Origin of the sequence: Serratia sp. BIGb0163 (assembly GCF_024809935.1) — a bacterium.
GTDB lineage: Bacteria > Pseudomonadota > Gammaproteobacteria > Enterobacterales > Enterobacteriaceae > Serratia > Serratia quinivorans.
In genome coordinates this window covers 108,387-133,834 of record NZ_JANUDZ010000010.1, presented here as the reverse complement: position 1 = coordinate 133,834, position 25,448 = coordinate 108,387, and the positions used below count along the sequence as shown (strand labels likewise).

Genomic DNA, 25,448 nt, shown 5'->3' with positions numbered 1-25,448 from the left:
CGTTATTTCAACGCCATCAAAGAAAACTCCGCGTCCGCCAACTGCTGTGGCTCCAACACTCGCCCACTGGCCAGCCAGCGTTTGCCCAGCTTGATGGTGCGTGCATCGTTAAACGCCACCATCTGCACCAACTGCCGGTCGGCATTCAGCGTGAAGAACACCTGTGACTGCGGCGTGCGTCGCACCACGTGATGCACGCCGCCGGTCGGGATGCCGAGGATCTGGATATTGGCGTCGTATTGATCCGACCAAAGCCAGGCCACGTCATCGTAAGGTGAGGCAAAGGCATCCAGCATCGCGCAGGCGGTGCTGATCGCCTGATTCTGCGCATAGGCCCAGGATTGCAGGCACAGACCCAGCGTCGGGTGGCGAGCTACGTCGCCGGCGGCGAAAATCGCCGGGTGACTGGTGCGTCCCTGGCCGTCAACCACGATGCCGGCGTCAACCTTCAGCCCGGCGCTATGCGCCAGTTCCAGATTCAACTCCACGCCGATCCCCACCACCACCAGATCAAACTCCTGAGGATCGCTGCTGTCACTGCCGATCCAGGCGCTGCCGCCACGATCTTCGAGTTGGATGTCACCGCAGCCGCAATGCACCGTTACGCCCTGCTGCTGATGCAGTTCAAGCAACGCCTGGGAGACGTCCGCACCCACGCTGCGCATGCACAATGCAGGCTGGCGCTCGAATACCGTCACCTCAGCCCCGAGACGCCGTGCCGAAGCGGCGATCTCCAGGCCAATCCAACCGCCGCCGACGATGGCAAGCCGGCGGCAACCCTGCAGCGCCTGACGCAGTCGGGTCGCATCGTCCCAGGAGCGCAGCGTCATAACGCGCGGATGACTGGCCCAACGGGCGTCCGGCAGACGCGGTCGCCCACCGGTAGCGATCAGCAGTTGATCAAACTGCAGCCGTCGGCCGTCGCTGAGAGTGACAATTTGTTGCTGTGCATCAATGGCTTCGGCACGCAACGGGCGACACCAGTTGATGTTTAACCCGGCCACCACCTGCTCACTGAACAGCCGGCTGAGCGGCGCATTGCCGTCCAGCAACGCCGCCTTGGAAAGCGGTGGACGTTCATAAAAGTCATAGGGTTCGTCACTGACCACCGTCAGCTTGCCGGTGTAGCCACGGTCACGCAGCGTTTTCGCTGCCCAACCCCCGGCCTGCCCGCCGCCGATGATCAGGATGCCCGCCGATTCTGGCTGGCTCATAACGCCTCCGGCTTTTTATGCTGGCGACGTGTATCGTGGTCGATACCGCCTTCCACTGCCCACTCGGTGAACGACACCAGTGAGTGCTCCAGCTCGCGTGGCTGCCAGTTTTCGGTCAGATAATCGTCGTTGGTGTAGTACTCAAACGCCCCGCCGGTCGGGCTGTTGACGTACCAGAAATAGGCCGAGGAGATTGGGTGACGGCCGGGGCCGATAAAGGTGCTCCAGTTCTCTTTGTTCATGGCAATGCCGCCGCCGATCACCTCGTGGATGTCGCGTACGGTAAAGGCCACGTGATTCAGGCCGCGTGGACGATTAGGCAATTTCAGCAGGAACAGGTTGTGATGACCGCCGCGCGCCTGAGTTCGCAGGAATACTGCGCGGTCGATATAACGATCCGACACCTGGAACCCCAGCACTTCACGGTAGAAGCGCTCGGTCGCGGCCAGATCCTCGACGAAGAACACCACGTGGCCGATATTGATCGGCTGCGCCTGGGCATACACCGGGCTGGGCTGATCGATGCGGCGCACGTCGCCCCACTGGTTGATCGGCGATACCGGCAAATCAACTTCCCGCTGCCGGCTAACGCAAAAGCGCACCGTCATACCGTTCGGATCAAGGCACTCAAGTTCTTCCCCGACCAGGCGGAAACCCGGCATCTGCGCCAGCAATGGCTGCAACGCCGCCAATTCGGCCGGGCTGCCAACGCCCCAGGTCATGCGGCGCAGGGTCGAACCGCCCTCAAATGCCACGGGTAAAGCTTCGCTCTGCAGCGGATGCAGCACCACGCGCGCCCCGCTCAGGGTAGTGAATTCGCGCTGGGTTTCGCCCCAGTGCTGTTGCGCCGCCAACAGGCCAAAGTCCTGCATAAACTTTTCACAGGTTGGCAGATCTTCGACGCCAAATTCCAGTTTTTCGATTCCGATTACGCTCATTAAGTGTGCCTCACGTTCTCGTTGAATGCTGTTTTCAGGCATGATCGAACCCCGGCCCCTGTTTGCCATGGGCCTTATCCCTGCCTGAGTAAAAGAGTCGGTGTCGTCAGTTAACCGGCGTTAGCCTGTGGCGGTGCGCCCAGGAAGCCGGAGATTTTCACTGCGGCGTCCCGCACCTCCATGCGTAACCGCTCGCGATCCGCTTTTGGGATCTCATCGGACGGCACCATAATGCTGATCACTGCCTCAACCCGCTGCTCGCGATTGAAGATCGGGTAGACGATAGAGGAAATACCGTGGCGGAAAAACGACTCGCCGATCACATAGCCGCGCGCCTTGTCCTGCTGCACCATTTGCCATAGCGTTTCGCGATCCGCCGGGGTGCCCGGGCCGCTACCCGGCAGTTGCTCCTGCGGATACAGCAGTTCGAACTCTTCGCGGGTGGCGCTGGTCAGCAACATGCGGCCAAGCGAAGTTTGGTGTACCGGCAAGCGGGTGCCGACGCTGACCTGGTTGATTTGCGAACCGGCGGCGCTGACGCGGGCGATGTAGATCACATCGCGTCCATCACGGATCGCCAGATGACTGCTGCACTGGCTGCGATCGCGCAGTTGTTCTATTACCGGCTGACCGGCCTGCGCCACGTCCAGTGAGGCAATATATTCAAAGCCCAGGCGCAGTACCTTGATGCCCAGCGAGAAAGTGTTGGTGCGTGGATTGCGCTCCAGAAAACCCAGATGCTCCAGCGTTTGCACCACGCGATAGGCGGTAGCTTTTGGCATATCGACCAGGCGATGCAATTGGGCAAAGGTCATTTCCTTATGTTGCTCGCCAAACGCCAGCAACAGTTGCAATCCGCGATCCAGTCCTGGGATCAGATATTTACACCCTTGGTCGTCTGCCATGTGCTGCTCCTGGCTAATTGAATATTGATTAGTTAAAGACGAAGCCGCCGTTAACCGGCAACAACTGACCGGTCACGAAGTTTGCCAACGGTGACAGCAGATAGAGCACCGTGCCGTTGACGTCGTCAGGATGCTGCGCCCCGGCCAAGGCCCGGCCCTGCTCGTACAATTGGTGACGCTCGGCAGGCACGTATTCCGTGGCCTCCACCCGCGTCAGGCCCGGTGCGATGGCATTGACGCAAATGCCCTGCGGGCCCAGCTCACGCGCCATCGAGCGGGTCATCGAGATAATCGCCCCTTTGCTGGCCACATAGGCCATTAAGCGCGGTGCGCCCCACAGCGCGGTATCCGAAGCCACGTTAACAATCTTGGCATGCGGGGTTTGAGCCAGCAGCGGTACCGCCGCCTGGCTCACCAGCCAGGTTCCGCGTACGTTAACCTGCATCACCCGATCCCACAGATCGATGTCGTATTCCATCATGGTTTTGCCGCCGACGCCGGTGGCCAGGGCCGCATTGTTCACCAACCCGTCGATCGCTCCGCCTGCGGCGATGGCGTTAAACGCGGCGCTGATCGAGGCAGGATCGGCCAGATCGATAACCTGGCTTTCGACCTGAGCCCCCTGCTCGCGCAGGCTGACGGCAGCGTCTGCCAATTCATCCGCCAGAATATCGCACATCACCACCTTGGCACCGGCGGCGGCAATAGCGGCGGCGAAACTACGCCCCAGCCCGCGTGCAGCGCCAGTCACCACAATACGTTTCCCCGTCAGCAGGCCGTTCACTGCGCAGCCTCCAGTTCACTGAGCCGTGCCAGCTGTTTCTGCGCTTCTTTTTGCATCATGCGGCGCAGGCGAGATAGCCCGACGTCATGCTGATACAGATATTCACGGCCACGCGCGTTCGGTGCCATGTTTTCCAGCACGATGCGATCCTGCTCCAGGACGTCCCAATGCAAGGATTCCAGGCGGTTGCGGTACATAAAGCGCCACATGTCACGCTGCCAGTCTTTCACCTTGCGGATCCGCCAGAAGAACACCCGGCAGTGATCCTTGTCTTCCGGTACCACCATGCCGATGATCCAGAAGTGGCCGCCCGGCCCAAAGCGTTTTTTGTACGGGATCGACAGGCGCATCCAGTAAGCTCCGCTGCTGCCAAACTCTACCCAGTCAAAGTTCACGCCGATCTGGCCATTCTTCTTAAAGATGAAACCGCTGTCGGTCGGCTCCAGCGCCATATCCGCCTTGCGATCCCCTTCCGCCATTGAGTGCGACGAGGAGTGCAGGTAGGTGCCGTGCATCGGATCCATCACGTTTTCCAATGCGTACTGGTAATTACAGTCCCAACTGGCGGTGCACAGGAAGTTGCTGTAGGCCGCTTCGTCCGCCAGTTCCGGCGGGAAGGTCAGTTCGGCCGGTTCTTCATCTGCGGTCACGCCGAAATAGAGGAACACCGCGCCGTAGGCCTCTTTGGCCGGATAAGAACGCAGGCATTTTTGCCCCACCAGCGGGCAACGATCGACCGCCGGCACGTCTTTAACCGTACCGTCACCGCCGACTTCCACGCCGTGATACCAGCAGGCGATGCGATCGCCCAGGTTCCAGCCCATGGAAAGCCGCGCTCCGCGATGCGGGCAGCGATCTTCCAGCGCGTGGATCGCGCCTTCGCCGTCACGCCACACCACGATTTGCTGCTCCAGACGCGTAATGCCGACCGGGTTATTGCCAATTTCCCAACTGGCCAGCACCGGATACCACATGCCGCGCAGCCCCTGATCGAGATAGTCCTGCAAGGCTTGTGCGGAGGATGTTGTGTTTGCTGTCATTGTCTTCTCCCGGGTGTGGATCAGAAACCGTTAACGTGCAGGAATTCGCGGAACGCCGTCTCATTCCACGGTTGGCCGTTGCGATCAAACAGGCGACGCTGATTAAGCGCACTGACGATCTGCTCCAACTCTTCCGCACCCTGATCGAAGATCTCTTCCAACGCCGTCACCAGCGCAGTTTCAAAACCGTCCGGCACCCGGGCACGGTTCTGCCAGATGACGTTTTGGAATTGGCCTGGTTGGTGAATTTGACCGTTGCCGCCTTCGCGCGCCGGGATCACCTGTTGGGTGTCCGGCAGCCAGGGATTGAAATCGGTGATGTGCTGCATGATTACTCCTCCGCAATAAAGGTGATTTGGATTTGATTGTCGATCACCCGGGTGGCATAGGTTTGCAGATCGCGGCCGCCTGGCTCACGCAGACACTGGCCGGTACGCACGTCGAACAATGCTTCGTGCAACGGACACTCGACCTTACCGTCATCAACAAACCCCTGGCTGAGCAAGGCATAGGCATGTGGGCAAACGTCTTCCAGCGCGTAATAGTTGCCGTCGATCAGATACACCCCGACTTCTTTCCCTTCCACGTTGGCGGAGAAAGGAAAATCTTCTTTCACCTGAGACACTTCACACACTTTCTTCCAGCTCATTGCTTCTGTCCTCTATCTGATTGTTTCATATATGAAACTCAGTTTCTTATTTAATACGCTCACTATAAGTCTGGTGAAACTTTCGTCAAGAGAGCAAAGCGGCAATTGTTAATGGAAAGTTGTTTAAACATGACAAATGCGGAGAGGATCACGAAAAAATGCACCGATATGAAAAACTGATGAACATTGTGCTTTTCATCACAAATTCATGGCAAAAAACAGGTTGATCTGGCTGAGGCAATGAGAGTAAAAGTTCTCTCTCACTGACTAATCACCCTTTTAAATAACAATAAATTTACATTTAGATGACTCAACCCTGCTTTTCAGCACTGTGAAATCAGCGGGTTAGTTCTCTGCTGCCTGAATTCTTTAACCACCCGCCAAAGGAGCGCAGATGGAGCGCATTGTGCAACAACGTCAACGCTGGTTCGGGGTTGTGGCCCTGCTGTTTTTGATCGTCATCGCCTATGCCGATCGGGTCAATATCGCCGTGATGCTGGTTAACCCCGACTTTCTGCAGCACTTTCAGCTCGGGGGAAACCGTGCGCATCAGGGCATGCTGATGACGGTGTTTTTACTTGGTTACGGGCTTTCCGCCATGCTGCTGACGCCGTTTCTGGAAACCCTGATGGGTTATCGTCGCGCGCTGACGCTGAGCATTGTGCTATGGGCGTTGCTCACCGCCGCCTCGCCGCTGGCAGGGTCGCTGCTGCTGTTATTTGCGGTGCGCGCATTGTTGGGTGCCAGTGAGGGCCCGTTGTTCTCGCTGAAAACCATGTATATCGGCGATCACTTCGCTGCCGATGAACGCGGCAAGCCCAATGCGGTCAGCACTCTGGGCGTCTCGCTGGGGCTGGTGATTGGCTTTCCGCTGGTGAGCTTCTTGATGGCGCACTTCGGCTGGGCGGTTTCTTTCTATCTGCTGGCGCTGATCAACCTGTTGCTGGGGCTGGCGTTGGTACGGCTGTTTATCCATCCCGCCGCATTGCCGCCGCGTGCCGTTGACCCAAGACCGATCCTGCAACGCGTCTGGGATACTTTTACCCTCGCCTGGCGCACCCCGATGCTCGGCTGGATCATGCTTATCGAGATCGCCACCCTCAGCTATCTGTGGGGATCCAGCTCCTGGCTCCCGGCCTACCTGACCGACGAGAAAGGCTTTTCCATCAAACAGATGGGCTGGATGGCCTCCTTGCCGTTTATCGTCAGCATTGCCTCTAAATATCTCGGCGGCGTACTGCTTGATCGCATCCGCCCTTATCAGGCACCGCTGATTTTCGCCTTTGGCGGTGCGGCAACGGCACTGTGCATCTATGGCGTGATGCATAGCGAACAGCTTGGCTGGATAGCCTTCTTCCTGCTGGCGGCCAATGCCTGTTGGGGCGCTCAGGGAGCCGCGATCCCGACGCTGTTGCAGCATTATGCGCAGCCGCAGGCCGTCGGCAGCGCCTATGGGCTGATTAACGGCATCGGCAATATGTTCTCGGCGTTTGTACCTATGATTATGGGCATGGTGATGGCCAGCCAGGGCAAAGTGTCTTCGGGGTTTGCGGTGCTGATTGTGTCGCAGGTAGTAACACTGTTGGCGGGCGGCGTGCTGTTCAGCCGGATGCTGATGACGCGTGAGGCAAGGCAGGCGTAAAAGGGTCGGGGCAGCTAACGCGCCCCGACTCATATTCATGTTACTGCGGCTTAACGCCCTTTCTTTTTACGGCCAGGCTGAGCGAAGCGCTTACGCGCAGGAGCACCTCCGGCTGGCTTTTCGGCGCTTTTCGGCGCACTGGCGGGCTTTTTCACCGCCGGTTTGGCTTTCTTCGCCGGCTTGGCTTCCGAGGAAGAGCCTTCGATCGATTTGAACAGCTCGACCAGCTCATCGTCAGTTAAGTCGCGCCATTCACCCGGAGGCAACCCGGCCATGCCCACATTCATAATGCGGGTACGCTCCAGCTTGGTCACCTCATAGCCGAAATGCTCGCACATGCGGCGGATCTGGCGGTTCAGCCCCTGCACCAGCACGATGCGAAACACAAATGGCGCTTCTTTCTTCACCTTGCACTTTTTGGTCACCGTACCCAGCATCGGCACGCCGGCCCCCAGGCCACGAATGAAGTCATCGGTTACCGGTTTGTTGACCGTGACCAAATACTCTTTCTCGTGGTCGTTGCCCGCCCGCAGGATCTTGTTCACCAGATCGCCGTGGTTGGTGAGGAAGATCAGGCCCTGTGAATCTTTATCCAATCGCCCGATCGGGAAGATACGGGTGCTGTGATTGACGAAATCGACAATATTGTCTTTCTCGCCTTCTTCCGTGGTGCTGACAATACCGACTGGCTTGTTCAGCGCAATAAAGATCAGATTGTCTTCGTTGCGCGGTTCAATCAGCTGACCGTTGACCTTGACGACGTCGCCTGGGAACACCTGATCGCCAAGCGTCACGCGCTTGCCATTGATAAAAACATTGCCTTGTTCGATGTAACGATCGGCATCGCGGCGCGAGCAGATACCGCTCTCGCTTATATATTTGTTGAGACGTGTGGAAGGTTTGGTCAGCATATTTTCTCCATACCCGTCGTCTTTCAAGCCACAGCGTTGTTACCTGCACTCACCCACCCCAGTCACTTACAAAAGTAAGCTCCTGGGGATGAGCGAGCTGGGTGCCTAGCTGTGACTTGAAATCCATAGGGTATATAGATACCGGTTATGTGTATTTCTTTATGGTACCGTGCTTACAGCCCATAACCGCCTGTTAATACCATTAGGAACTTATTTGGTTTTTTTTGCTGCCTGCAGATACAGCATTTCCAGGCCCAGGGTCGCCGCAGCCAGCGCGGTGATCTCGGACTGATCGTAGGCCGGTGCCACTTCCACTACGTCCATACCCACGATGTTCAGTGATTGCATGCCGCGAACCAGTTTCAGCGCGCGATCGGAGGTCAGGCCGCCGATCACCGGCGTGCCGGTGCCCGGTGCGAACGCCGGATCCAGACAGTCGATATCGAAGGTCAGGTAGACCGGCATATCGCCGACGATCTGTTTGATCTGGGCCAACAGGTCGTCCGCGCTGCGATCGTTAACCTGCGCAGCATCCAATACGGTAAAGCCGTTGTCGTGATCGTATTCGGTACGGATACCGATCTGCACCGAGTGTGTTGGATCGATCAGGCCTTCGTTCGGCGCATGGAAGAACATGGTGCCGTGGTCGTATTGGCTGCCGTTGGCGTAAGTGTCGGTATGGGCATCGAAGTGCACCAGTGCCATTTTGCCGAAATGTTTGGCGTGCGCGCGCAACAGTGGCAACGTGACGAAGTGGTCGCCGCCGAATGAGAGCATACGTTTACCGGCCGCCAGCAGTTTTTCCGCGTGCGCCTGCAGGTTGTCGCTCATGCTCTGAGCATCACCAAAGTTGAACACGATGTCGCCACAATCGACGACGTTCAGACGATCGCGCAGGTCAAAGTTCCACGGCCAGCGGTTGCCTTCCCAGGCCAGGTTGGTGGAAACCTGACGGATCGCCGCAGGGCCATGACGGCCACCGGCGCGGCCGGAGGTTGCCATGTCAAATGGAATGCCGGTGATGACCCACTCTGCATCGCTGTCGTAAGGCATAAAGTTCAGCGGAAAGCGCAGGAAACCAAAGGCGTTGGACACTAAAGAATTATCGGACTTATGGCCTAAGGTACTCATAGTAAACCCTCATATTTCAACGTTTCACCTGTTGAAAAATCACACAGGCGCTGGCAAAAAAAAATCCCTCCCGCGTCGTTAGCCCGACGAGAAAGGGATCCATTCGAAATCTGTTTAGTACTGCTGATACGGCAGATTATCGCCGTATTTGGTTCGCGCTTCAAGAGCGCGCATCATCATCCCGACTGCTCGTCGTCACCCAGTATAGACCCTGCATCCTTCAGGCATGTGAACGTCGCCGCTCGCCGACACTTCGAGCTTTGTGATTTTGATCCCTTTACCTGGCGGATAAATCATTTAAGTTCATTACATCGACCAACTTTATTAATAATACAAAATAGAACATTCATCCCATTAATAAATAAAAAATCAAACTGATATATGAAACGGAATTAATCAAAGCCATGTTTAACATCATGCCAATGAGCTACAAACGAAGCATTAAAAATAAAAAACTTTATATAACGCTAGAAGTTATCGCTTTCTTATCAAGTATTCCATTGGGTTATCTGTGCTCTAAATTTGATGCACTGAATGAAATCTCCATAGAAATAGTACTTATCTACATTCCTATCTCAATGATATCAATGAATTATTTTTACCAACTTATTGAGTCAAAATAAGTATTAAAATTAATTATAGATTGGAGGTCTCACCATAAACCAGGTAAATGGTGATTATAAAAACTCATAAAACTGAAAATAATAGAAGAAAAAAATTAAAAAAGACCAAGCATCCTTGAGATGCCCGGCCTTTCAGTTCGGCTCTACTTATTCATCTTCTAAATAAGTATAACCATATAAACCGGCCTCAAACTCTTCCAGGAACTGCGCCTGCAGCTCGCTGTCCAGATCGGTTTCTTTCACCTGATCGCGGAATTTGGCCAGCAGCGCGGTAGGATCGAGCTGCACGTACTCCAGCATGTCGGCAACGGTATCGCCTTCATCGGACACTTCGCTTTCTACCGTGCCGTCAGGGAAGACAAACACGTCAACCGAGGCGGTATCACCGAACAGGTTGTGCATGTTGCCCAGAATTTCCTGATAGGCACCGACCATAAAGAAGCCCAGCGCCGGCGGGTTTTCCGGATCGTACGGTGGCATTGGCATGGTGGTCGCCACGCCGTCACCGTCGATGTAGTGATCGATGGTGCCGTCAGAGTCACAGGTGATGTCCAGCAGCACCGCGCGGCCTTCCGGCGGCTTGTCCAACCCTTCCAGCGGCAGCACCGGGAACAGTTGATCGATACCCCAGGCGTCCGGCATTGACTGGAACAGCGAGAAGTTAACGTAGAACTTGTCCGCCATACGCTCTTGCAGTTCGTCGATGATAGGACGGTGGGCGCGGTTGCTTGGATCCAACTGCTGTTGGATTTTGTTGCAGATGTTCAGGTACAGCTGCTCGGCCCAGGCGCGCTTGGTCAGATCCAGCATGCCGTGAGCGTACTGAGTGTGAACATCATGCAGGTCCATCTGGCTGTCGTGCAGCCATTCGCGCAGCGAGCGACGGTTTTCCGGCTCGTTCAATTCTTGCCAGGTTTCCCACATGCTTTCCAACGCGCGCGGCGCGTCTTCTGCCGGCGGCAATGGCTCGCTGAATTCGTTGCGTTCAACGCCAATCACGTTAGATACCAGCACCGTATGGTGCGCAGTGACCGCACGGCCGGATTCGGTGATCACCGTCGGGTGCGGTAAACCGTGTTCATTACAGGCGTCGCCGATACCCCAGATTACGTTGTTGGCGTATTCGTTCAGGCCATAGTTCACCGAGCAGTCGGACTGCGAACGGGTGCCTTCATAATCCACGCCCAGACCGCCGCCCACGTCGAAGCACTGGATGTTAACGCCCAGCTTGTGCAGTTCAACGTAGAAACGTGCAGACTCGCGCACGCCGGTAGCGATATCGCGGATATTGGCCAGTTGCGATCCCAGGTGGAAGTGCAGCAGTTGCAGGCTGTCGAGACGACCCGCTTCGCGCAGGGTTTCCACCAGCTTCAGCACCTGAATGGCTGCCAGACCGAACTTGGATTTTTCGCCACCGCTCGACTGCCATTTACCGGAACCTTGTGACGCCAGACGCGCACGCACACCCAGACGCGGTACCACGTTCAGACGTTCAGCTTCTTCCAGCACCATGTTGATCTCGGACATCTTCTCGATCACCAGGTACACCTTGTGCCCCAGTTTTTCGCCGATCAGCGCCAGACGGATGTATTCACGGTCTTTATAACCATTACAGACGATCACCGAACGGGTCATGCCGGCATGCGCCAGCACCGCCATCAGCTCGGCTTTGGAGCCGGCTTCCAGCCCCAGCGGTTCGCCGGAGTTGACCAGGGACTCAATCACGCGACGGTGCTGATTCACTTTGATCGGGTAAACCAGGAAATAACCGCCTTCATAGCCGAACGATTCACGCGCGCGTTTGAACGCGGCATTGATCGAACGCAGGCGGTGCTGCAGGATCTGCGGGAAACAGAACAGCGCCGGTAAACGCAGGCCATCTTTTTGGCGTTGTTTTACCAAATCGGCCAGGTCGACACGTGCCTGCGGGACGTCTGGATCCGGGCACACGCTGATGTGGCCCAGTTCATTGACGTCATAATAGTTGTTGCCCCAGTAGGCGACGTTATAAGTGCGCAGCATCTTGCTGGCATCACGGTCATTCATAGCAACCTCCTGCATGGAGCGCAAAGATATAGATTCGCCCGTTGCTGACGGACGGTGAATCAATAGATCATCAGACATTACTCGCCTCACATCCCGTACTGACGATACAGTCAGCCACTATCGCAGCTACAACCCGCGAGAACAACCCAACAAACCGCCCTTGCGGCAGCGAATAAAACTGCCGTTCGCGGTCAGCGATCGGTTTATTACTCATATAATTGTAAGACACCCTGTTCAAACCTCGTGAATCGGGTCAAGAAACATCCCACAGGAAGGCTGCAGGCTACCCTTGTTCAGTTCTTCAGACGACCGTTAACCGGCCCGAGAATCCTGAGTAGCGCCCAGGTGTTTATCACACCTGAAAGGTGGTGTAGAGACAAGACGGGAGATAGCAAAAGAATGTGCGCCAGAACGGCACTGTTGCTGAGAACCAACAACCGGTAGACAACGGATCATTAATCCAACCACCTCCACGCACGCCGCCCACAATGAACGACCGAGCCTCTATTAATAGTGTAAGAACGTGACCGTTCTATGAAGCGGCGACGCCAAAAGCGGCGTCTGCGGCTGACCATCAGGCGACTAACGGGAGCGTCACAGAAATTTACAACTTCTTGCCCCACGCTGTGCATCAAATGAGCCGCGCGCGCAGTTTATACCGATAACACGGGGAAAATGCAAAATGAAAATTTGCCGGAAACTGTTTCAAGCGATGAAAATGGCGTCGCCGGCTTTGCGCAAAAGAGCGAAATGGCAAAAAAATACTGGCAATCCGGCCAAGGCCTGACCTAAAATAGACGTCCAGATGTTAATCCATCTATACTGATTAACGAAGAAACTGCTTAACGGCTTTGCCTGAGGGGCGTTGCAGGATGCATCTCGCGCCATCAGCGGAAGACCCTTCGCTTTGATGCCGGATCTCCAGCGCTGTGCAGTAATTTCTAACCCGTCTTATGCAAGGTAACGAACACAATGGCTAAACACCTTTTCACGTCTGAATCCGTCTCTGAAGGACATCCTGACAAAATCGCCGACCAGATCTCCGATGCCGTTCTCGACGCCATCCTGGAACAGGATCCTAAAGCACGCGTAGCCTGCGAAACCTACGTGAAAACCGGCATGGTGCTGGTCGGCGGTGAAATCACCACCAGCGCCTGGGTAGATATCGAAGAGATCACCCGTAAAACCGTGCGTGAAATCGGCTATGTTCATTCAGATATGGGTTTCGACGCCAACTCTTGTGCCGTACTGAGCGCCATCGGTAAGCAATCCCCGGATATCAATCAGGGTGTTGACCGTACCGATCCGCTGGAACAGGGTGCCGGCGATCAGGGCCTGATGTTTGGCTATGCTACCAACGAAACCGAAGTGCTGATGCCTGCACCGGTGACCTACGCACACCGTCTGGTGCAGCGCCAGGCCGAAGTGCGCAAGAACGGCACTCTGCCATGGTTGCGTCCGGATGCAAAAAGCCAGGTCACCTTCCAGTACGACGACGGTAAAATCGTTGGTATCGACGCGGTCGTACTGTCCACTCAACATTCCGAAGATATTTCTCTCAAAGACCTGCAAGAAGCAGTGATGGAAGAGATCATCAAACCGGTTCTGCCTACCGAATGGTTGAGCGCCGGCACCAAATACCACATCAACCCAACCGGCCGTTTCGTTATCGGTGGCCCAATGGGCGACTGCGGTCTGACCGGACGTAAAATCATCGTTGATACCTACGGCGGCATGGCTCGTCACGGCGGCGGTGCATTCTCCGGTAAGGATCCGTCCAAGGTTGACCGTTCAGCAGCCTACGCAGCGCGCTACGTAGCGAAAAACATCGTTGCTGCCGGCCTGGCTGACCGCTGTGAGATCCAGGTTTCCTACGCTATCGGCGTAGCAGAACCGACTTCAATCATGGTGGAAACCTTCGGTACCGAGAAGATCCCTACCGAGCAGTTGACCCTGCTGGTGCGCGAGTTCTTCGATCTGCGCCCATACGGCCTGATCCAGATGATGGATCTGCTGCAACCGATCTACCGCGAAACTGCTGCCTACGGCCACTTCGGCCGTGAGCACTTCCCTTGGGAAGCCACCGACAAGGCAGCCCTGCTGCGCGATGCCGCCGGCCTGAAATAAGCCCGGGTATCGGAAGTGAAAACGGCGAGCCTGGTGCTCGCCGTTTTGTTTTTATCGGATGGGTGCTCATGGATCAACGCACAAACAACCAACAGGCGGGAGCAACGCCCCCGCCGTTGGGTTGCCTTACCCTTTGGATTCGTAAGCCAGAATGGCTGCAACTTCCGTGTCGCCCAGCTTGATGCGCAATTCGCACAGCGAACCGCGGGTGATCCACATAAGCGCAATAAGCGTCATGCAGATAATCATCAGCCTTGGAACTATCCGTCCCTGCTGCATTTTTGACCTCCTTTTCCTTGCCTCTCGGCAGGTAAGAAGCTAACCTAACGTTCTCTGGCGTTAGAGTTGGCCTCGGGTTGATGTATATCGACACGGGGCTTTTCTCTTTCTATCCCTTGCGTATGCTCAGGACGAAAGATCCAGAGCACCCGCACGCAGTATATTCACCCATACCTTGGTTTCGGCGTCCCTTTCCGCACTAAATTCCGTTTCTGCGCAGCGTTGCGCAAAGCGCTGCAACAGTCTGTAAATACAGCAGTGCCAGCCAAAGTTGCCAATGTGAAAACGGCAAGCCGAGGCCTGCCGTTTTGTTTTTATCGGATGGGTGCTCATGGATCAACGCACAAACAACCAACAGGCGGGAGCAACGCCCCCGCCGTTGGGTTGCCTTACCCTTTGGATTCGTAAGCCAGAATGGCTGCAACTTCCGTGTCGCCCAGCTTGATGCGCAATTCGCACAGCGAACCGCGGGTGATCCACATAAGCGCAATAAGCGTCATGCAGATAATCATCAGCCTTGGAACTATCCGTCCCTGCTGCATTTTTGACCTCCTTTTCCTTGCCTCTCGGCAGGTAAGAAGCTAACCTAACGTTCTCTGGCGTTAGAGTTGGCCTCGGGTTGATGTATATCGACACGGGGCTTTTCTCTTTCTATCCCTTGCGTATGCTCAGGACGAAAGATCCAGAGCACCCGCACGCAGTATATTCACCCATACCTTGGTTTCGGCGTCCCTTTCCGCACTAAATTCCGTTTCTGCGCAGCGTTGCGCAAAGCGCTGCAACAGTCTGTAAATACAAAAAAACAAGGCCCAGCAATGCTGAGCCTTTGAGAGCAAAAACCGGAGTCGCCAGGTCGTTTACGAGGTTTGCTTGCGCAACAGGTAAACGAAATACGGCGCGCCGATAAAGGTCGCCAGCAGCCCGGCGGGTATTTGGTACGGGAACATCACCATGCGTCCACACCAGTCGGCAAATACCATCAGCAGCCCACCTAACAGCCCGGCAATCACCATCTGCGGTAAAGCACGGCGGAAACCCAACATCCGCGCCATATGCGGCGCCATCAGGCCGATAAAGCTCAATGGCCCTACGGTCAGCGTTGCCATGGCAGTCAGCGTGGCGGCCAGCAGCAGAATGCTCAAGCGCACCGGCGTCAGGGCAATGCCCACCGAACGGGCAGTGGCACTGCCGAGCGGCAGGATGCTGAGCCAACGACGACACAGCGGCGCCAACGCAATCAGCGCAAGCGCAATGACCGCCGTACGCACCGCCTGCTCCGGCGTCACCGAATAGGTGGAGCCGGAAATCCAGGTCAGCAGCCCACCGGTGCGTGGATCGCCACTGGCCAGCAGCAGGAAAATGGTGGTGGTAAACGCCGTGCTGAGCGCAATACCGGCCAGCAGCATACGCTCGGTGGAGAAGCCTCCGCGCCCGGCGGCAATCATGATCACCAGCAGGGTTCCCGCGGCCCCCAGGCTGCCTGCCGGCAACAACCAGACAAAGGCATCACCCGGAACTATCAGCAGCATCATCACCACGCCAAAGGCGGCTCCCGAGCTGATACCCAGGACTTCCGGGCTGGCCATTGGGTTACCGGTCAGTTTTTGGATTAGGGTCCCTGCCACCGCCAACATCATGCCCGCGGCCAGTGCCGACAATACCCGAGGCCAGCGCCACGGCAGCAATGACTCCAGCTGGGCACCCTGGCTCCAGTGCCAGCCGGCAGCGTTTTGGCCAAACATCAGCGCAACGGCAATACCGGCCAACAGCACCGCCCCTGCCAGCGTCACCCACACCACCAAGTGGCCACGTTCGGCCGGTACCTTATCGCCCAGATTCATCGGCGGTGGTGTCGAAGCACTACGCAGGCGCGGTAGCAACCATAACAACAGTGGTGCACCAAACAGCGCGGTAGCCGCACCGGTCGGCACTTCTCGCCATACCTGCGTCAGCCAGATCATCACCTGATCGGTTAACCACAACAGCAGAGCCCCCAGCAGCGGTGCCAACATCATGCGGTGCGCCAACCGACGCGCCCCCAGCATTTTCGCCATCAGCGGAGCAAACAGGCCGATAAAACCAATCACCCCAACGGCATTCACCAACATGGCGCTGAAGATAATTGCCACTGCCAGCGCGCAGAAACGCGCCATCGACAGCCCGAGCCCAAGATTGCGTGCCACACCATCATCCAGGCCCAGCAGCGTCAGTGGGCGCAGCAGCAGCACCGCCAACAGCCCGGCCACCAGCAGGCGCGGCAGAATAAACTGTACGTTGCTCCAGTCTTGCTGATTCAGCGCTCCGGTACTCCACAGGAACACCCCCTGCAGCTGATCGTAATTGAACAACGCCAGCAGACTGTTGACCGCACCGCAGTACAAGCCCAGCACCAGCCCGGCCAGGATCAGCGTCACCGGCGACATGCGTTTGCCCCAGGCCACGCCGAACACCAGCCCACCGACCACGACCGCCCCCGCCATGGCGGCCAACTGGCGAGTCAACTCGCCGCCGGGCAACATCCACAGCGTAGCGACAGTCAACCCAAGCTGGGCACCGGCGGAAACGCCAAGCGTTGCCGGCTCCGCCAGCGGATTGCGCAAAACCTGCTGGAACAGCACGCCGACCAATCCCAGCCCGGCACCGGCCAACAGAGAGACCGACAGCCGCGGCAACAGGCTATAGTGGAACAGCATTTGCTGCACATCGTCGATGTTCGGCGCCATCAGCGCCTGCCCCCATAATGCCCAGGGCAGTTGTTGCAACAGGTTGTAGAGAGTCAGGCCGCCAGCCGCAGCCAACAGCAGCAGTACCAGCGTCAGCGGAAATGCCCGGATGCGCGCGCTCATGAATAACTCTCCTGCGCCTGCTCCAGCAGATGACAGAAGCGCATCGCCGACAGCGTTGCCCCGTAGAACCACACCGCCGGCACCTGGCGCAATTGATTCTGCCGCACGAACGGTAATGCCTGCCACAGCGGGGTGGAACTGACTTTCTTCAACATTTCCTGATTACCGTGGTCGAGATAAATCGCCCGCGCACTTTTCACCACCGCCAGACGTTCAATCCCCACCACTGCCGTGCCCCAAAAGTTGGTTTCCCCTTCCCAGGCATTGATTATTCCAAGCTGATCCATCACTTCCTGGAACAGGCTTTTCTGGCCAATGACCAGCGCATGGCGAGTGTCGATCAGTGAAAACATCAGCAATGGCTGTGTGGTGTATGAATGCAGACGCTGACGCGCATCCTGAAGAAAGCGGTCAAACTGAGCCAAATGCTGTACCGCCCGGGTTTTCAGCCCCAACCGCTGCGCCAATGCCTGCAGTGACTGCCTGGCCACCGTCAGCGGCTTGCCGCTGCCGTCGTTGAAGCTAAAGCTCATTGAGGGCGCTATCGGCTCCAGCTTTTGCGGCGTGGGGCCATAGCCTTTCGACAGCAACATCAGCGATGGCTGAAGCTGCTGTAACAGCTCGAGGTTAGGTTCGGTGCGCTGACCGACATCAATCACCGAGGCCGGCAACTTTGGCTCTTCCACCCACAGGTTGTAGTTATGGATATCAGCGACCGCCAGCGGGGTAACCCCCAGCGCCAACAGCAGCTCAATCGGCAGCCATTCCAGCGCCACAATACGCGCAAGGTCAGGCGGCGTGGCTGCGGCTTGTCCCGGCAAAGAAAACAACAAGGGTGACAGCGCCATTGCCGTCAACAGGCGTCGGCGAACGGCGTCATGGTGAAAATCGGAGGAATCAGGCATCAGTAGACAAAACTCACCGGCGCACCGCCGCTTGGATGTGGCAGCGTTCCCATAGGAATACCGTAAATTTGTTCCAGCACCTCGCCCTGCATCAGATCCAGTGGGCTACCCTGGGCAATCATCTCACCGCCGCGCAAAGCCACCAGATGGTCGCAGTAGCGCGCCGCCATATTGATATCGTGCAGTACCGCAATCACCGTCAGGCCACGTTGTAGGCTCAGTTGCTGGATCAGCGCCAGCACCTCAACCTGATGAGCGATATCCAGGGCCGAGGTAGGTTCATCCAGCAGCAGACAGCGGCTGTCTTGCGCCACCATCATCGCCAGCCAGGCGCGTTGACGCTCCCCGCCGGACAGGCTGTCCACCAGGCGGTTGGCAAATGGCTTCAAACCCACCAGCGCAATCGCCTCTTCCACCTGCTGACGATCGTTAGCGCCAAAACGGCCCAGCGCGCCATGCCACGGATAGCGGCCAATCGCCACAAGTTCACGCACCGTCATGCCTTCTGCAGCGGGCAGTTGCTGGGGCAGATAGGCGACCTGACGCGCAAAGGCCTTGCTGTCCCACTGGCCCAGTAGCTGCTGGTTAAGCAGCGCGTTGCCGGTGGTGGGGCTTTGATGGCGACCAAGGATTTTTAGCAGCGTGGATTTACCGGAGCCGTTATGGCCGATCAGCCCACAGACTTTTCCCACGGGAAAGGTCAGCGATAACGGCTGCAACAGCACGCGGCCGGGAACGGCAAAGCTGGCGTTGTCTAACGTAAAAGTGGCGTCGTGATTGGGGTGTTTATCCTGCATAGGTCCTACTTTTTCCGGGGCGACATGATGCCGCCCCGGTGATCCGGTTAGAAGCGGAAGGTTGCGGTGGCGACCACCTGGCGTTCTGCGCCCCAATAGCAGCCGTAGGTGGCAAAGCAGCTAGAGACGTATTCTTTATCAAACAGGTTATTCACATTGATGCCAATCGAGGAACCCGGCAGATTGAAACGCGCCAGATCGTATTTTATCGCAGCATCAACCACCGTGTAGTCTTTCACTTTAAAGGTATTGGCTTCATCACCATAGCTGGAGCCGACATAGCGAACACCAGACCCCAGGGTCAGGCCACTGATGGCTGTTTCATGGAAGGTGTAATCCGCCCACAGTGAAGCCATATGTTTTGGGATCGCTGCAGGGGTATTGCCCTGCAGCGTAGTGTCTTTGGAATACTCGGCATCCGTGTAGGTATAAGAACCCAGCAGATTAAGGTTGGCCGACAGCGCGGCTTTGGCTTCCAGTTCGACCCCGCGAGAACGGATCTCACCGCCCTGCACGCTGGCGAATGGATGATCTGGATTAGGGTCAGCCACCTTGTTGTTGGTCTTGGTCAGCTGATAGATCGCCATGCTGGCAGTAATAGGGCGATCTTTCGGCGCAAACTTCACACCGGCTTCATACTGCTTGCCCTTGGAGGCGGCGAAGGTGTTACCACTGAAGTCCGTGCCGGAAGTCGGCTCAAAGGATTCACTGTAGCTGACATAAGGCGCAATACCGTTTTCAAAGACATAATTCAAGCCAGCCCGGCCGGTGAATTCGTTGTCTTTTTGCTTGGATACCGAGTTCTGATTCAAACGGTTGGTGCTGTTGGTATCGCTCCAGTCATAGCGCCCCCCCATGGTCAGCACCCACTGATTCCACTCGGCCTGATCCTGTACGTAAAGCCCGGTTTGCTCCTGACGATTGACCTGACTTGCACCACCGGTAATGGTGTAATTTTGGTTGCCGTACTGTGGAGCCACGACATTCAGCGGGGAAGCGGTGCCGTACTGATAGACGACGTCGTTACGCATGCGCATGTAGTCCACCCCCATCAGCAAGGTATGATCAACCACGCCGGTGGCAAATTTTGCCTGGGCCTGGGTGTCCACCGCAAAGCTCGACAAATGCTCTTTCGAGTTCATCACGCCACGCGTCAGCTCTGCCGGGTTAGTCGGGCTGATGCCCTGACCATAAATGGAACGGTAATCAAGATCCATTTTTGAGTAACGCAGGTTTTGGCGCACCGTCCACACGTCGTCAAAACCGTGCTCGAAGGCATAACCGACCATCTGTTGCTTGCGCGAGATGTTGTTATAACCCGGCTCACCGTCGTTGAAACTGGTTGGCAACTTGCCGTTGATGCCATTTTGCACCGTGCCCTCTTTCGGCAGCCAACCATAGAAGCCCAGGTCAGGATCATCCTGGAAACTGCTGAGGAAAGTCAGAGAAGTACGATCATCCGGCCGCCAACTGAAAGAAGGCGCGATAGCATAGCGCTTACTCTTTTCGCCCACCTGCTGCTGATCTTCATCACGCGCCAGACCTGTCAAACGGTAAGAGTAAACACCATCATCATCCACTGCGCCGCCAAAATCGAAACCGGTCTGGAACAGGTTGTCGGTACCCATCTTGAACTGAACTTCACGCAGGCTTTCGGTGGTCGGGCGTTTGCTGACCAGAGCGACGACTCCACCCGGATTGCTCTTGCCATAGAGTACCGAAGAAGGACCACGCAGCACTTCGGCACGCTCAAGGAAGTAAGGATCGATCTGGTAAATGGAGTAGTTGTCGTCCTGCAGTTTCAGGCCGTCGAGGTACATATTGGTACCTACCGAACTGAAGCCACGAATGTTCACGGCATCGTAGGCGGTGGAGGCACCACGGTTGCCCACCATCACCCCCGGCGAATAAGCCAGCGCACCTTTCACCGTCTCCGGCTGGCGCATATCCATCTCTTCACGCGTTACCACGGAAATCGACTGCGGGGTCTTTTCGATCGGCGTATCGGTTTTGGTACCGGTGGCGCTGTGCTTGGCCACATAGGTGCCGACCGGCCCCCAGGCGCTTTCCTGCTGCGGTTGGCTGCTGCCCACCACGGTAAGGGTCTCTTCCTTGGTGTCGGCGGAAAATGCCGGCATTGCCAGCGTACCAAGTGCGGCAGCGATAGTTATCGCTAACCCACTGACATGAGTGCGGCCCTGCTTGGCCCCGGAAGATGAAAGACGCTTGGTCGACATAGATGGTTTCTCTGGTAAATTATTTGATGACGAATGTAAACGATAATAATTATTATAAGCGCCGCATTTTATGCAGAAGCCAAATTAAACTGCAAGCTCATTTCAGCAGCAGAAGCCAGAGGGGACGGGGTTGATACACGGATTAACAGAGTGGGAATAGACTGAGCGGATAAGAACAAAAAGCCCGCAACACAATAGTGCGGGCCGGACAACACAATGCGCTTATTTCCTATATCCCATTAACATCAACAACGGTGGTGTTTTGCTCTCGGCTGAATCAATACTGAACAGACGACCGCTGTCATTACCTTCCACCGCGATAGTGATCTCGGTTTGCTGATTTTTCACTGCCTGCCGCAACCACGCATCCACGTTGCTATAACGGTATTCGCGATTGTGGTCCAGATACAGCGCCGTTTTGGTGTCGGTAGAACATGCCGGGCGGGCGCCCCAGCTCAGGTTCTCCGGCTGCCAGTCATTGTTGCATTGATAAAAATAGATCATGCCGGCAGTGGCGTCGGTCACGTTGCCAGCAACCGTGCGCAGGTGATAAACCAGATCTTTATCGGTATCAATATCTTTGTCTGCCGGCCATTCAGGCACCGCAAATTTGAGATAGGCAATTTTCCTGAGGCCCGGTTTTTTGCTGTCTCCCCGCACCAACAGCTCGGCAGGATTTTCATTTATGCTGCCATCAGCGGCAACCGTAGCCTCAGCCAGGGGGGCTGAATAGCTATAAGGTATTTTTTTGCCACAATCCATAGGGAAATTCATGCACTGGTCGGTCATGAAAGTTGCGGCCTGTTCAGTCCAGCCATTCATAAAATCACCGTGTGCGGTATAGATCGAACCCCATTTCTCCACCATTTTGCCGTTTTCCATCACCGGATCCAGCGACAGCTGAGCCTTGCTGATATCTACCGCCGTATCGCTATCCAGCTCATAGGCGACGTTCATATTGATGGTTGGCAGTTTCACCGGATAGGCCGCCGGGCACGCATCCTTCACCGCATAGACCGCATTTTTCAACGTTTTGCCTGGCTTGAGGTTTTTACCATCCCAGCAATTAGGGAATGCCAGAGCAATATTGAACTGCAGTTTGCCTGGCGCATACGGCGGACAGTTTTCAAACGGCACGGCAGAATACCCCAGCCCCTGACAAAAATAGTTCACCACGCCAGGCGTGGGTTTAGTGCCTTGATGGTCACCCACCAACAATTCCAACCCGCGGGGAAATGAATGCAGTGGGAACTGCTCTACGTTTTTCGCCTGGTAATAGGTTTTCTGATAGGCCGGGCGCACCACCGTACCGTCTTCCAACCGCAGTGCAGGCACCCAGTACGCGGAATTGTCGGCCAGGTTATTACAGGTGGTTTCCGGGTTAGCCAACAAAGTATCGGAGGTAGAATTGGCATCGGTTGCCGTGTTGCCAAAGAAATCATGCCACATCGCCATACCGGCCTCGCCCGGCATCATAATGGCATCGTCGGCCAGCGTATGGCTGTAATGGCATTGCACGTCGGCCTGCGGCCCGCTGGGCTGTGCGGCAAAAGTACTGAGGGGCAACCAACCGGCCATGCCGATGGTTAGCGCTGAATAAGCAGAAAAATATCGCATCGTTATGTTCCTTATTACGTTTTAGCGAGAAGGCGACGTCGAGACCTTTTGAAGGTTAATTCTCAGGTGTGACCGCCCTTCATCGACACCGATAATAGGGAATACAAAATGCCAACATCTTGATATAAACATGAAAAAGGGCACAAAGATTTGTGCCCTTTAGGGAAGGTTTCAGCAATGCTTACTTGCCGAACATGTCCTTGATCCAACCGGCAACGCCGTCAGCATCTTTTTGCTCACCCGCATCCTGCTGCTGTTGCTGTTGCTGTTGTTGCTGCTGCTGTTGAGCTGCCTGACTTGCCTGGCACAATCCTTGCGGATTGTCGGTCCACACCGGAATGGTGCGCCCGCCGCCGCCACAGACAAAGTTACCGCCTGAATCGATGCCCATCTGGTTGATACCTTCCGGCGGCTGCAGCATCAGCGGCAGCGGCGTCTGGTTTTCCAGATAGCGGCGATACAGGGTCAGCGCACCGTTGGCACCGGTCAGTTTGGCCGGGCCGTTGTTATCACGACCCACCCAGGCGATAGCCACTTCCTTGCCATCAATACCGGCAAACCAGCTGTCGCGCAGATCGTTGGTGGTACCGGTTTTCGCCGCCAGATTGTAGTTGGGGAATTTCACCGACAACGAGCGAGAAGTCCCACGTGCGACACCCTGTTGCATGGCGTACAGCGTCAGATAAGCGGCCTGTGCCGGCACCACGCGCTCCGCCTGCGGGAAGCTCTGGTACAGCACCGAACCGTCTTCGGCGATCACCGAGCGCACCGCTGACAACGTCGCACGATTACCGCCACCGGCGATGGTCTGGTATTCCTGCGCCACTTCCATCGGCGTCAGGCCAATCGCGCCGAGCAGCATGGAAGGTACCGGATTGATTTCCGCTTTCGGAATGCCCAGACGTTGCAACGTGGCACTGATTTGATCCAGCCCAACCGCCATGCCCAGGTTCACCGTCGGCACGTTGAGTGAGAAGGCAAGGCCATCCACCAACATCACCTGCCCACGGAACTTACGGTCATAGTTGTTCGGCTGCCAGACGGTGCCGTTCTGCAGTTTCAGCGTCAACGGCTGATCCGCCAGCCAGGTATTCAGACGGTATTTATCCGGCTCGGACAACGCGGTCAGGTAAGTGGGTGGCTTGGCCAGTGAACCGACCAAACGGCGCGCCTGCATCGCACGGTTAAACCCGGCGAACTGCGGGTTGGCACCGCCGACCATGGCGCGGACTTCGCCGCTGAAACGATCGACAATCACCATCGCCGCTTCCAGATCCTGCACGTGACGAGCCGCCCTCAATGCCGGAATACCGTCTTCGACTGCTTTTTCCGCCGCATCCTGCGAAACCGGATCCAGCGTGGTGAAGATTTTCACACCGGACAGATCGTTAACCTTGTCGCCCAGCTTGGCTTGCAGTTCCTGACGCACCATCTGCATAAACGCCGGCTGTGGTGTGATCACCCCACCTTTCGGCTGCACGCCCAACGGCCTGGCGCTGAGCATGTTATACAGTTCGGCATCGATAACCCCCTGGTTCTGTAACAGTTTCAGTACCAGGTTACGACGTTCCAGCGCCAGTTTAGGGTTACGCCAAGGGTTATACAGCGACGCCCCTTTAACCATGCCAACCAGCAGCGCCTGCTGATCCAGACTCAGTTCATCCACCGGGCGACCGAAGTAATACAGGCTGGCCAGCGGGAAACCACGGATCTGGTCGTTGCCGCTCTGGCCGAGGTAAACCTCGTTCAGATACAGCTCAAGGATACGATCCTTGCTGTAACGGTAATCCACCAGCAACGCCATATAGGCTTCGTTGGCCTTACGCCACAGCGAGCGTTCGTTGGTCAGGAACAGGTTTTTTACCAGCTGCTGCGTCAGGGTACTGCCGCCCTGCACCGCACGCCCGGCGGTCAGGTTGGCCAGCACGGCACGGCCGATGGAGTATGGGCTGATGCCGTCATGTTCATAGAAGTGACGGTCTTCGGTGGCGATCAACGTGTCCACCAGCAGGTCCGGGAAACCGGCACGCGGCACGAACAGACGCTGTTCACCGTTAGGTGACTGCAACATGGTAATCAGGCGCGGATCGAGGCGGAAGAACCCGAAACTGCGCTGGTTTTCCATGTTCTCGATTTTCGCCAGGCGGTTGTTCTGGAAATCCAGGCGGGCGTGGATCTGGCCTTCTTTACCGTCCGGGAAGTCAAATGGACGGCGCAGCATCTCAATGCTGTTGGCCTGTACGGTAAATTCACCCGGACGGGTCATGCGGCTAACCTGACGGTATTGCATGCCCTGCAGCAGATCGACCATTTCCTTTTTGCTGTACGGCATACCCGGTTCCAGGTTGACCATGCGGCCATACACCGCCGCCGGTAACTGCCAGACCTTGCCGTCAATGCGGCTGCGGATCTGCGAATCCAGATAAACGCCGTAGATTGCCAACAGCACGGCAACCACCAGAATCAGTTTGATCAGCAGGCCGAGCCAGCGGCGTTTTTTACGCGGCGGAGTCGCTTTTACCTTACGCGGCATGCGTTCTTCCTCGTCTTCATAATCATCTTCGTCATCCTGGTACTCGTCTTCCTCGTAATCATCGTAATCGTCATCTCGACGACGGCGCGGCGGCTTGCGCGACGCGGTGCGTGTTGGTTGTTTCCCTTTGCGCCCGATGGGCTCGCGGTCATCCCCAGCCATTGCTGTTAATCTCCAGACTTGGCGGCACTGCCGGCCATTATAAGTCGCTTAATCTGTCGTGG

21 protein-coding genes are annotated in these 25,448 nt (G+C 56.4%); 2 read left to right on the top strand and 19 right to left on the bottom strand.

The window, feature by feature from the left end; all coding sequences use genetic code 11:
• Positions 1–2 precede the first annotated feature (2 nt).
• The 7 genes from M2406_RS24530 to M2406_RS24500 all read right to left on the bottom strand — a co-directional run bounded on the left by M2406_RS24530 (position 3) and on the right by M2406_RS24500 (position 5,530).
• Entirely contained in the window at positions 3–1,214 is a 1,212-nt protein-coding gene (locus tag M2406_RS24530; protein WP_115183859.1) for an NAD(P)/FAD-dependent oxidoreductase, read from the bottom strand.
• A complete protein-coding gene (locus M2406_RS24525) occupies positions 1,211–2,152 on the bottom strand; it encodes a VOC family protein (protein ID WP_259191757.1) in 942 nt (313 codons plus the stop codon). The genes M2406_RS24530 and M2406_RS24525 overlap by 4 nt, the downstream gene beginning before the upstream one ends.
• Before the next feature lie 110 nt (positions 2,153–2,262).
• A complete protein-coding gene (locus M2406_RS24520) occupies positions 2,263–3,057 on the bottom strand; it encodes an IclR family transcriptional regulator (protein ID WP_012146667.1) in 795 nt (264 codons plus the stop codon).
• A 28-nt stretch (positions 3,058–3,085) separates the two neighbouring features.
• Positions 3,086–3,841: an SDR family oxidoreductase gene (locus M2406_RS24515; RefSeq protein WP_012146668.1), complete on the bottom strand. Its 756-nt coding sequence runs from the start codon at positions 3,839–3,841 to the stop codon at positions 3,086–3,088.
• Positions 3,838–4,881, bottom strand: a complete 1,044-nt coding sequence (locus M2406_RS24510; protein ID WP_012146669.1) for an aromatic ring-hydroxylating dioxygenase subunit alpha — start codon at positions 4,879–4,881, stop codon at positions 3,838–3,840. The genes M2406_RS24515 and M2406_RS24510 overlap by 4 nt, the downstream gene beginning before the upstream one ends.
• A 20-nt stretch (positions 4,882–4,901) precedes the next feature.
• The gene (locus M2406_RS24505) at positions 4,902–5,210 is read right to left on the bottom strand and encodes a recombinase-like helix-turn-helix domain-containing protein (RefSeq protein WP_012146670.1); all 309 of its coding nucleotides are present in this window, start codon (positions 5,208–5,210) and stop codon (positions 4,902–4,904) included.
• Between the two features lie 2 nt (positions 5,211–5,212).
• Positions 5,213–5,530, bottom strand: coding sequence for a non-heme iron oxygenase ferredoxin subunit (locus tag M2406_RS24500; protein ID WP_012146671.1), 318 nt, complete (start codon positions 5,528–5,530; stop codon positions 5,213–5,215).
• A gap of 394 nt (positions 5,531–5,924) precedes the next feature.
• Between M2406_RS24500 and M2406_RS24495 the strand changes: the two genes are divergently transcribed.
• Positions 5,925–7,172 (top strand): MFS transporter, encoded by a 1,248-nt coding sequence (locus M2406_RS24495; protein WP_259191751.1) that lies wholly within the window; start codon positions 5,925–5,927, stop codon positions 7,170–7,172.
• Between the two features lie 50 nt (positions 7,173–7,222).
• On the opposite strand, the gene rluF is transcribed toward M2406_RS24495, so the two are convergent.
• From rluF to M2406_RS26560, 4 genes are all read right to left on the bottom strand, one after another.
• Positions 7,223–8,083, bottom strand: coding sequence for a 23S rRNA pseudouridine(2604) synthase RluF (gene rluF / locus M2406_RS24490; protein WP_017893917.1), 861 nt, complete (start codon positions 8,081–8,083; stop codon positions 7,223–7,225).
• A 210-nt stretch (positions 8,084–8,293) separates the two neighbouring features.
• A complete protein-coding gene (gene speB / locus M2406_RS24485; RefSeq protein ID WP_259191750.1) occupies positions 8,294–9,214 on the bottom strand; it encodes an agmatinase in 921 nt (306 codons plus the stop codon).
• Between the two features lie 770 nt (positions 9,215–9,984).
• Positions 9,985–11,961: a biosynthetic arginine decarboxylase gene (gene speA / locus M2406_RS24480; RefSeq protein WP_012146675.1), complete on the bottom strand. Its 1,977-nt coding sequence runs from the start codon at positions 11,959–11,961 to the stop codon at positions 9,985–9,987.
• Positions 11,954–12,097, bottom strand: a complete 144-nt coding sequence (locus M2406_RS26560; RefSeq protein ID WP_112347340.1) for a virulence promoting factor — start codon at positions 12,095–12,097, stop codon at positions 11,954–11,956. Before M2406_RS26560 ends, speA begins: the two co-directional genes overlap by 8 nt.
• A 758-nt stretch (positions 12,098–12,855) precedes the next feature.
• Between M2406_RS26560 and metK the strand changes: the two genes are divergently transcribed.
• A complete protein-coding gene (metK, locus tag M2406_RS24475; protein WP_012146676.1) occupies positions 12,856–14,010 on the top strand; it encodes a methionine adenosyltransferase in 1,155 nt (384 codons plus the stop codon).
• Positions 14,011–14,136: 126 nt separating this feature from the next.
• On the opposite strand, the gene M2406_RS24470 is transcribed toward metK, so the two are convergent.
• The 8 genes from M2406_RS24470 to mrcB all read right to left on the bottom strand — a co-directional run bounded on the left by M2406_RS24470 (position 14,137) and on the right by mrcB (position 25,386).
• Positions 14,137–14,289, bottom strand: a complete 153-nt coding sequence (locus M2406_RS24470) for a Hok/Gef family protein (protein ID WP_041418706.1) — start codon at positions 14,287–14,289, stop codon at positions 14,137–14,139.
• Between the two features lie 389 nt (positions 14,290–14,678).
• Positions 14,679–14,831 (bottom strand): Hok/Gef family protein, encoded by a 153-nt coding sequence (locus M2406_RS24465; RefSeq protein ID WP_041418706.1) that lies wholly within the window; start codon positions 14,829–14,831, stop codon positions 14,679–14,681.
• A 315-nt stretch (positions 14,832–15,146) separates the two neighbouring features.
• Positions 15,147–17,135: a Fe(3+)-hydroxamate ABC transporter permease FhuB gene (fhuB, locus tag M2406_RS24460; protein WP_012146678.1), complete on the bottom strand. Its 1,989-nt coding sequence runs from the start codon at positions 17,133–17,135 to the stop codon at positions 15,147–15,149.
• The gene (fhuD, locus tag M2406_RS24455) at positions 17,132–18,040 is read right to left on the bottom strand and encodes a Fe(3+)-hydroxamate ABC transporter substrate-binding protein FhuD (protein ID WP_259191747.1); all 909 of its coding nucleotides are present in this window, start codon (positions 18,038–18,040) and stop codon (positions 17,132–17,134) included. The genes fhuB and fhuD overlap by 4 nt, the downstream gene beginning before the upstream one ends.
• Positions 18,040–18,837, bottom strand: a complete 798-nt coding sequence (gene fhuC / locus M2406_RS24450) for a Fe3+-hydroxamate ABC transporter ATP-binding protein FhuC (RefSeq protein WP_259191746.1) — start codon at positions 18,835–18,837, stop codon at positions 18,040–18,042. The genes fhuD and fhuC overlap by 1 nt, the downstream gene beginning before the upstream one ends.
• Positions 18,838–18,884: 47 nt before the next feature.
• Positions 18,885–21,074 carry a ferrichrome porin FhuA gene (gene fhuA / locus M2406_RS24445; protein WP_012146681.1) on the bottom strand — a complete coding sequence of 730 codons (2,190 nt, stop codon included), beginning with the start codon at positions 21,072–21,074 and terminating at the stop codon, positions 18,885–18,887.
• Between the two features lie 222 nt (positions 21,075–21,296).
• Entirely contained in the window at positions 21,297–22,691 is a 1,395-nt protein-coding gene (locus tag M2406_RS24440; protein ID WP_259191745.1) for a DUF1996 domain-containing protein, read from the bottom strand.
• Between the two features lie 181 nt (positions 22,692–22,872).
• Positions 22,873–25,386, bottom strand: coding sequence for a bifunctional glycosyl transferase/transpeptidase (gene mrcB, locus M2406_RS24435; RefSeq protein WP_259191743.1), 2,514 nt, complete (start codon positions 25,384–25,386; stop codon positions 22,873–22,875).
• Positions 25,387–25,448 lie beyond the last annotated feature (62 nt).

Coding starts and splice junctions, on each gene's coding strand:
- mrcB (WP_259191743.1), bottom strand. CDS start 25,386: ATGGCTGGGGATGACCGCGAGCCCATCGGGCGCAAAGGGAAACAACCA.
- speB (WP_259191750.1), bottom strand. CDS start 9,214: ATGAGTACCTTAGGCCATAAGTCCGATAATTCTTTAGTGTCCAACGCC.
- M2406_RS24510 (WP_012146669.1), bottom strand. CDS start 4,881: ATGACAGCAAACACAACATCCTCCGCACAAGCCTTGCAGGACTATCTC.
- rluF (WP_017893917.1), bottom strand. CDS start 8,083: ATGCTGACCAAACCTTCCACACGTCTCAACAAATATATAAGCGAGAGC.
- M2406_RS26560 (WP_112347340.1), bottom strand. CDS start 12,097: ATGAGTAATAAACCGATCGCTGACCGCGAACGGCAGTTTTATTCGCTG.
- fhuA (WP_012146681.1), bottom strand. CDS start 21,074: ATGTCGACCAAGCGTCTTTCATCTTCCGGGGCCAAGCAGGGCCGCACT.
- M2406_RS24505 (WP_012146670.1), bottom strand. CDS start 5,210: ATGCAGCACATCACCGATTTCAATCCCTGGCTGCCGGACACCCAACAG.
- M2406_RS24495 (WP_259191751.1), top strand. CDS start 5,925: ATGGAGCGCATTGTGCAACAACGTCAACGCTGGTTCGGGGTTGTGGCC.
- M2406_RS24520 (WP_012146667.1), bottom strand. CDS start 3,057: ATGGCAGACGACCAAGGGTGTAAATATCTGATCCCAGGACTGGATCGC.
- M2406_RS24470 (WP_041418706.1), bottom strand. CDS start 14,289: ATGCAGCAGGGACGGATAGTTCCAAGGCTGATGATTATCTGCATGACG.
- metK (WP_012146676.1), top strand. CDS start 12,856: ATGGCTAAACACCTTTTCACGTCTGAATCCGTCTCTGAAGGACATCCT.
- fhuD (WP_259191747.1), bottom strand. CDS start 18,040: ATGCCTGATTCCTCCGATTTTCACCATGACGCCGTTCGCCGACGCCTG.
- speA (WP_012146675.1), bottom strand. CDS start 11,961: ATGTCTGATGATCTATTGATTCACCGTCCGTCAGCAACGGGCGAATCT.
- M2406_RS24440 (WP_259191745.1), bottom strand. CDS start 22,691: ATGCGATATTTTTCTGCTTATTCAGCGCTAACCATCGGCATGGCCGGT.
- fhuC (WP_259191746.1), bottom strand. CDS start 18,837: ATGCAGGATAAACACCCCAATCACGACGCCACTTTTACGTTAGACAAC.
- M2406_RS24465 (WP_041418706.1), bottom strand. CDS start 14,831: ATGCAGCAGGGACGGATAGTTCCAAGGCTGATGATTATCTGCATGACG.
- M2406_RS24530 (WP_115183859.1), bottom strand. CDS start 1,214: ATGAGCCAGCCAGAATCGGCGGGCATCCTGATCATCGGCGGCGGGCAG.
- M2406_RS24500 (WP_012146671.1), bottom strand. CDS start 5,530: ATGAGCTGGAAGAAAGTGTGTGAAGTGTCTCAGGTGAAAGAAGATTTT.
- fhuB (WP_012146678.1), bottom strand. CDS start 17,135: ATGAGCGCGCGCATCCGGGCATTTCCGCTGACGCTGGTACTGCTGCTG.
- M2406_RS24525 (WP_259191757.1), bottom strand. CDS start 2,152: ATGAGCGTAATCGGAATCGAAAAACTGGAATTTGGCGTCGAAGATCTG.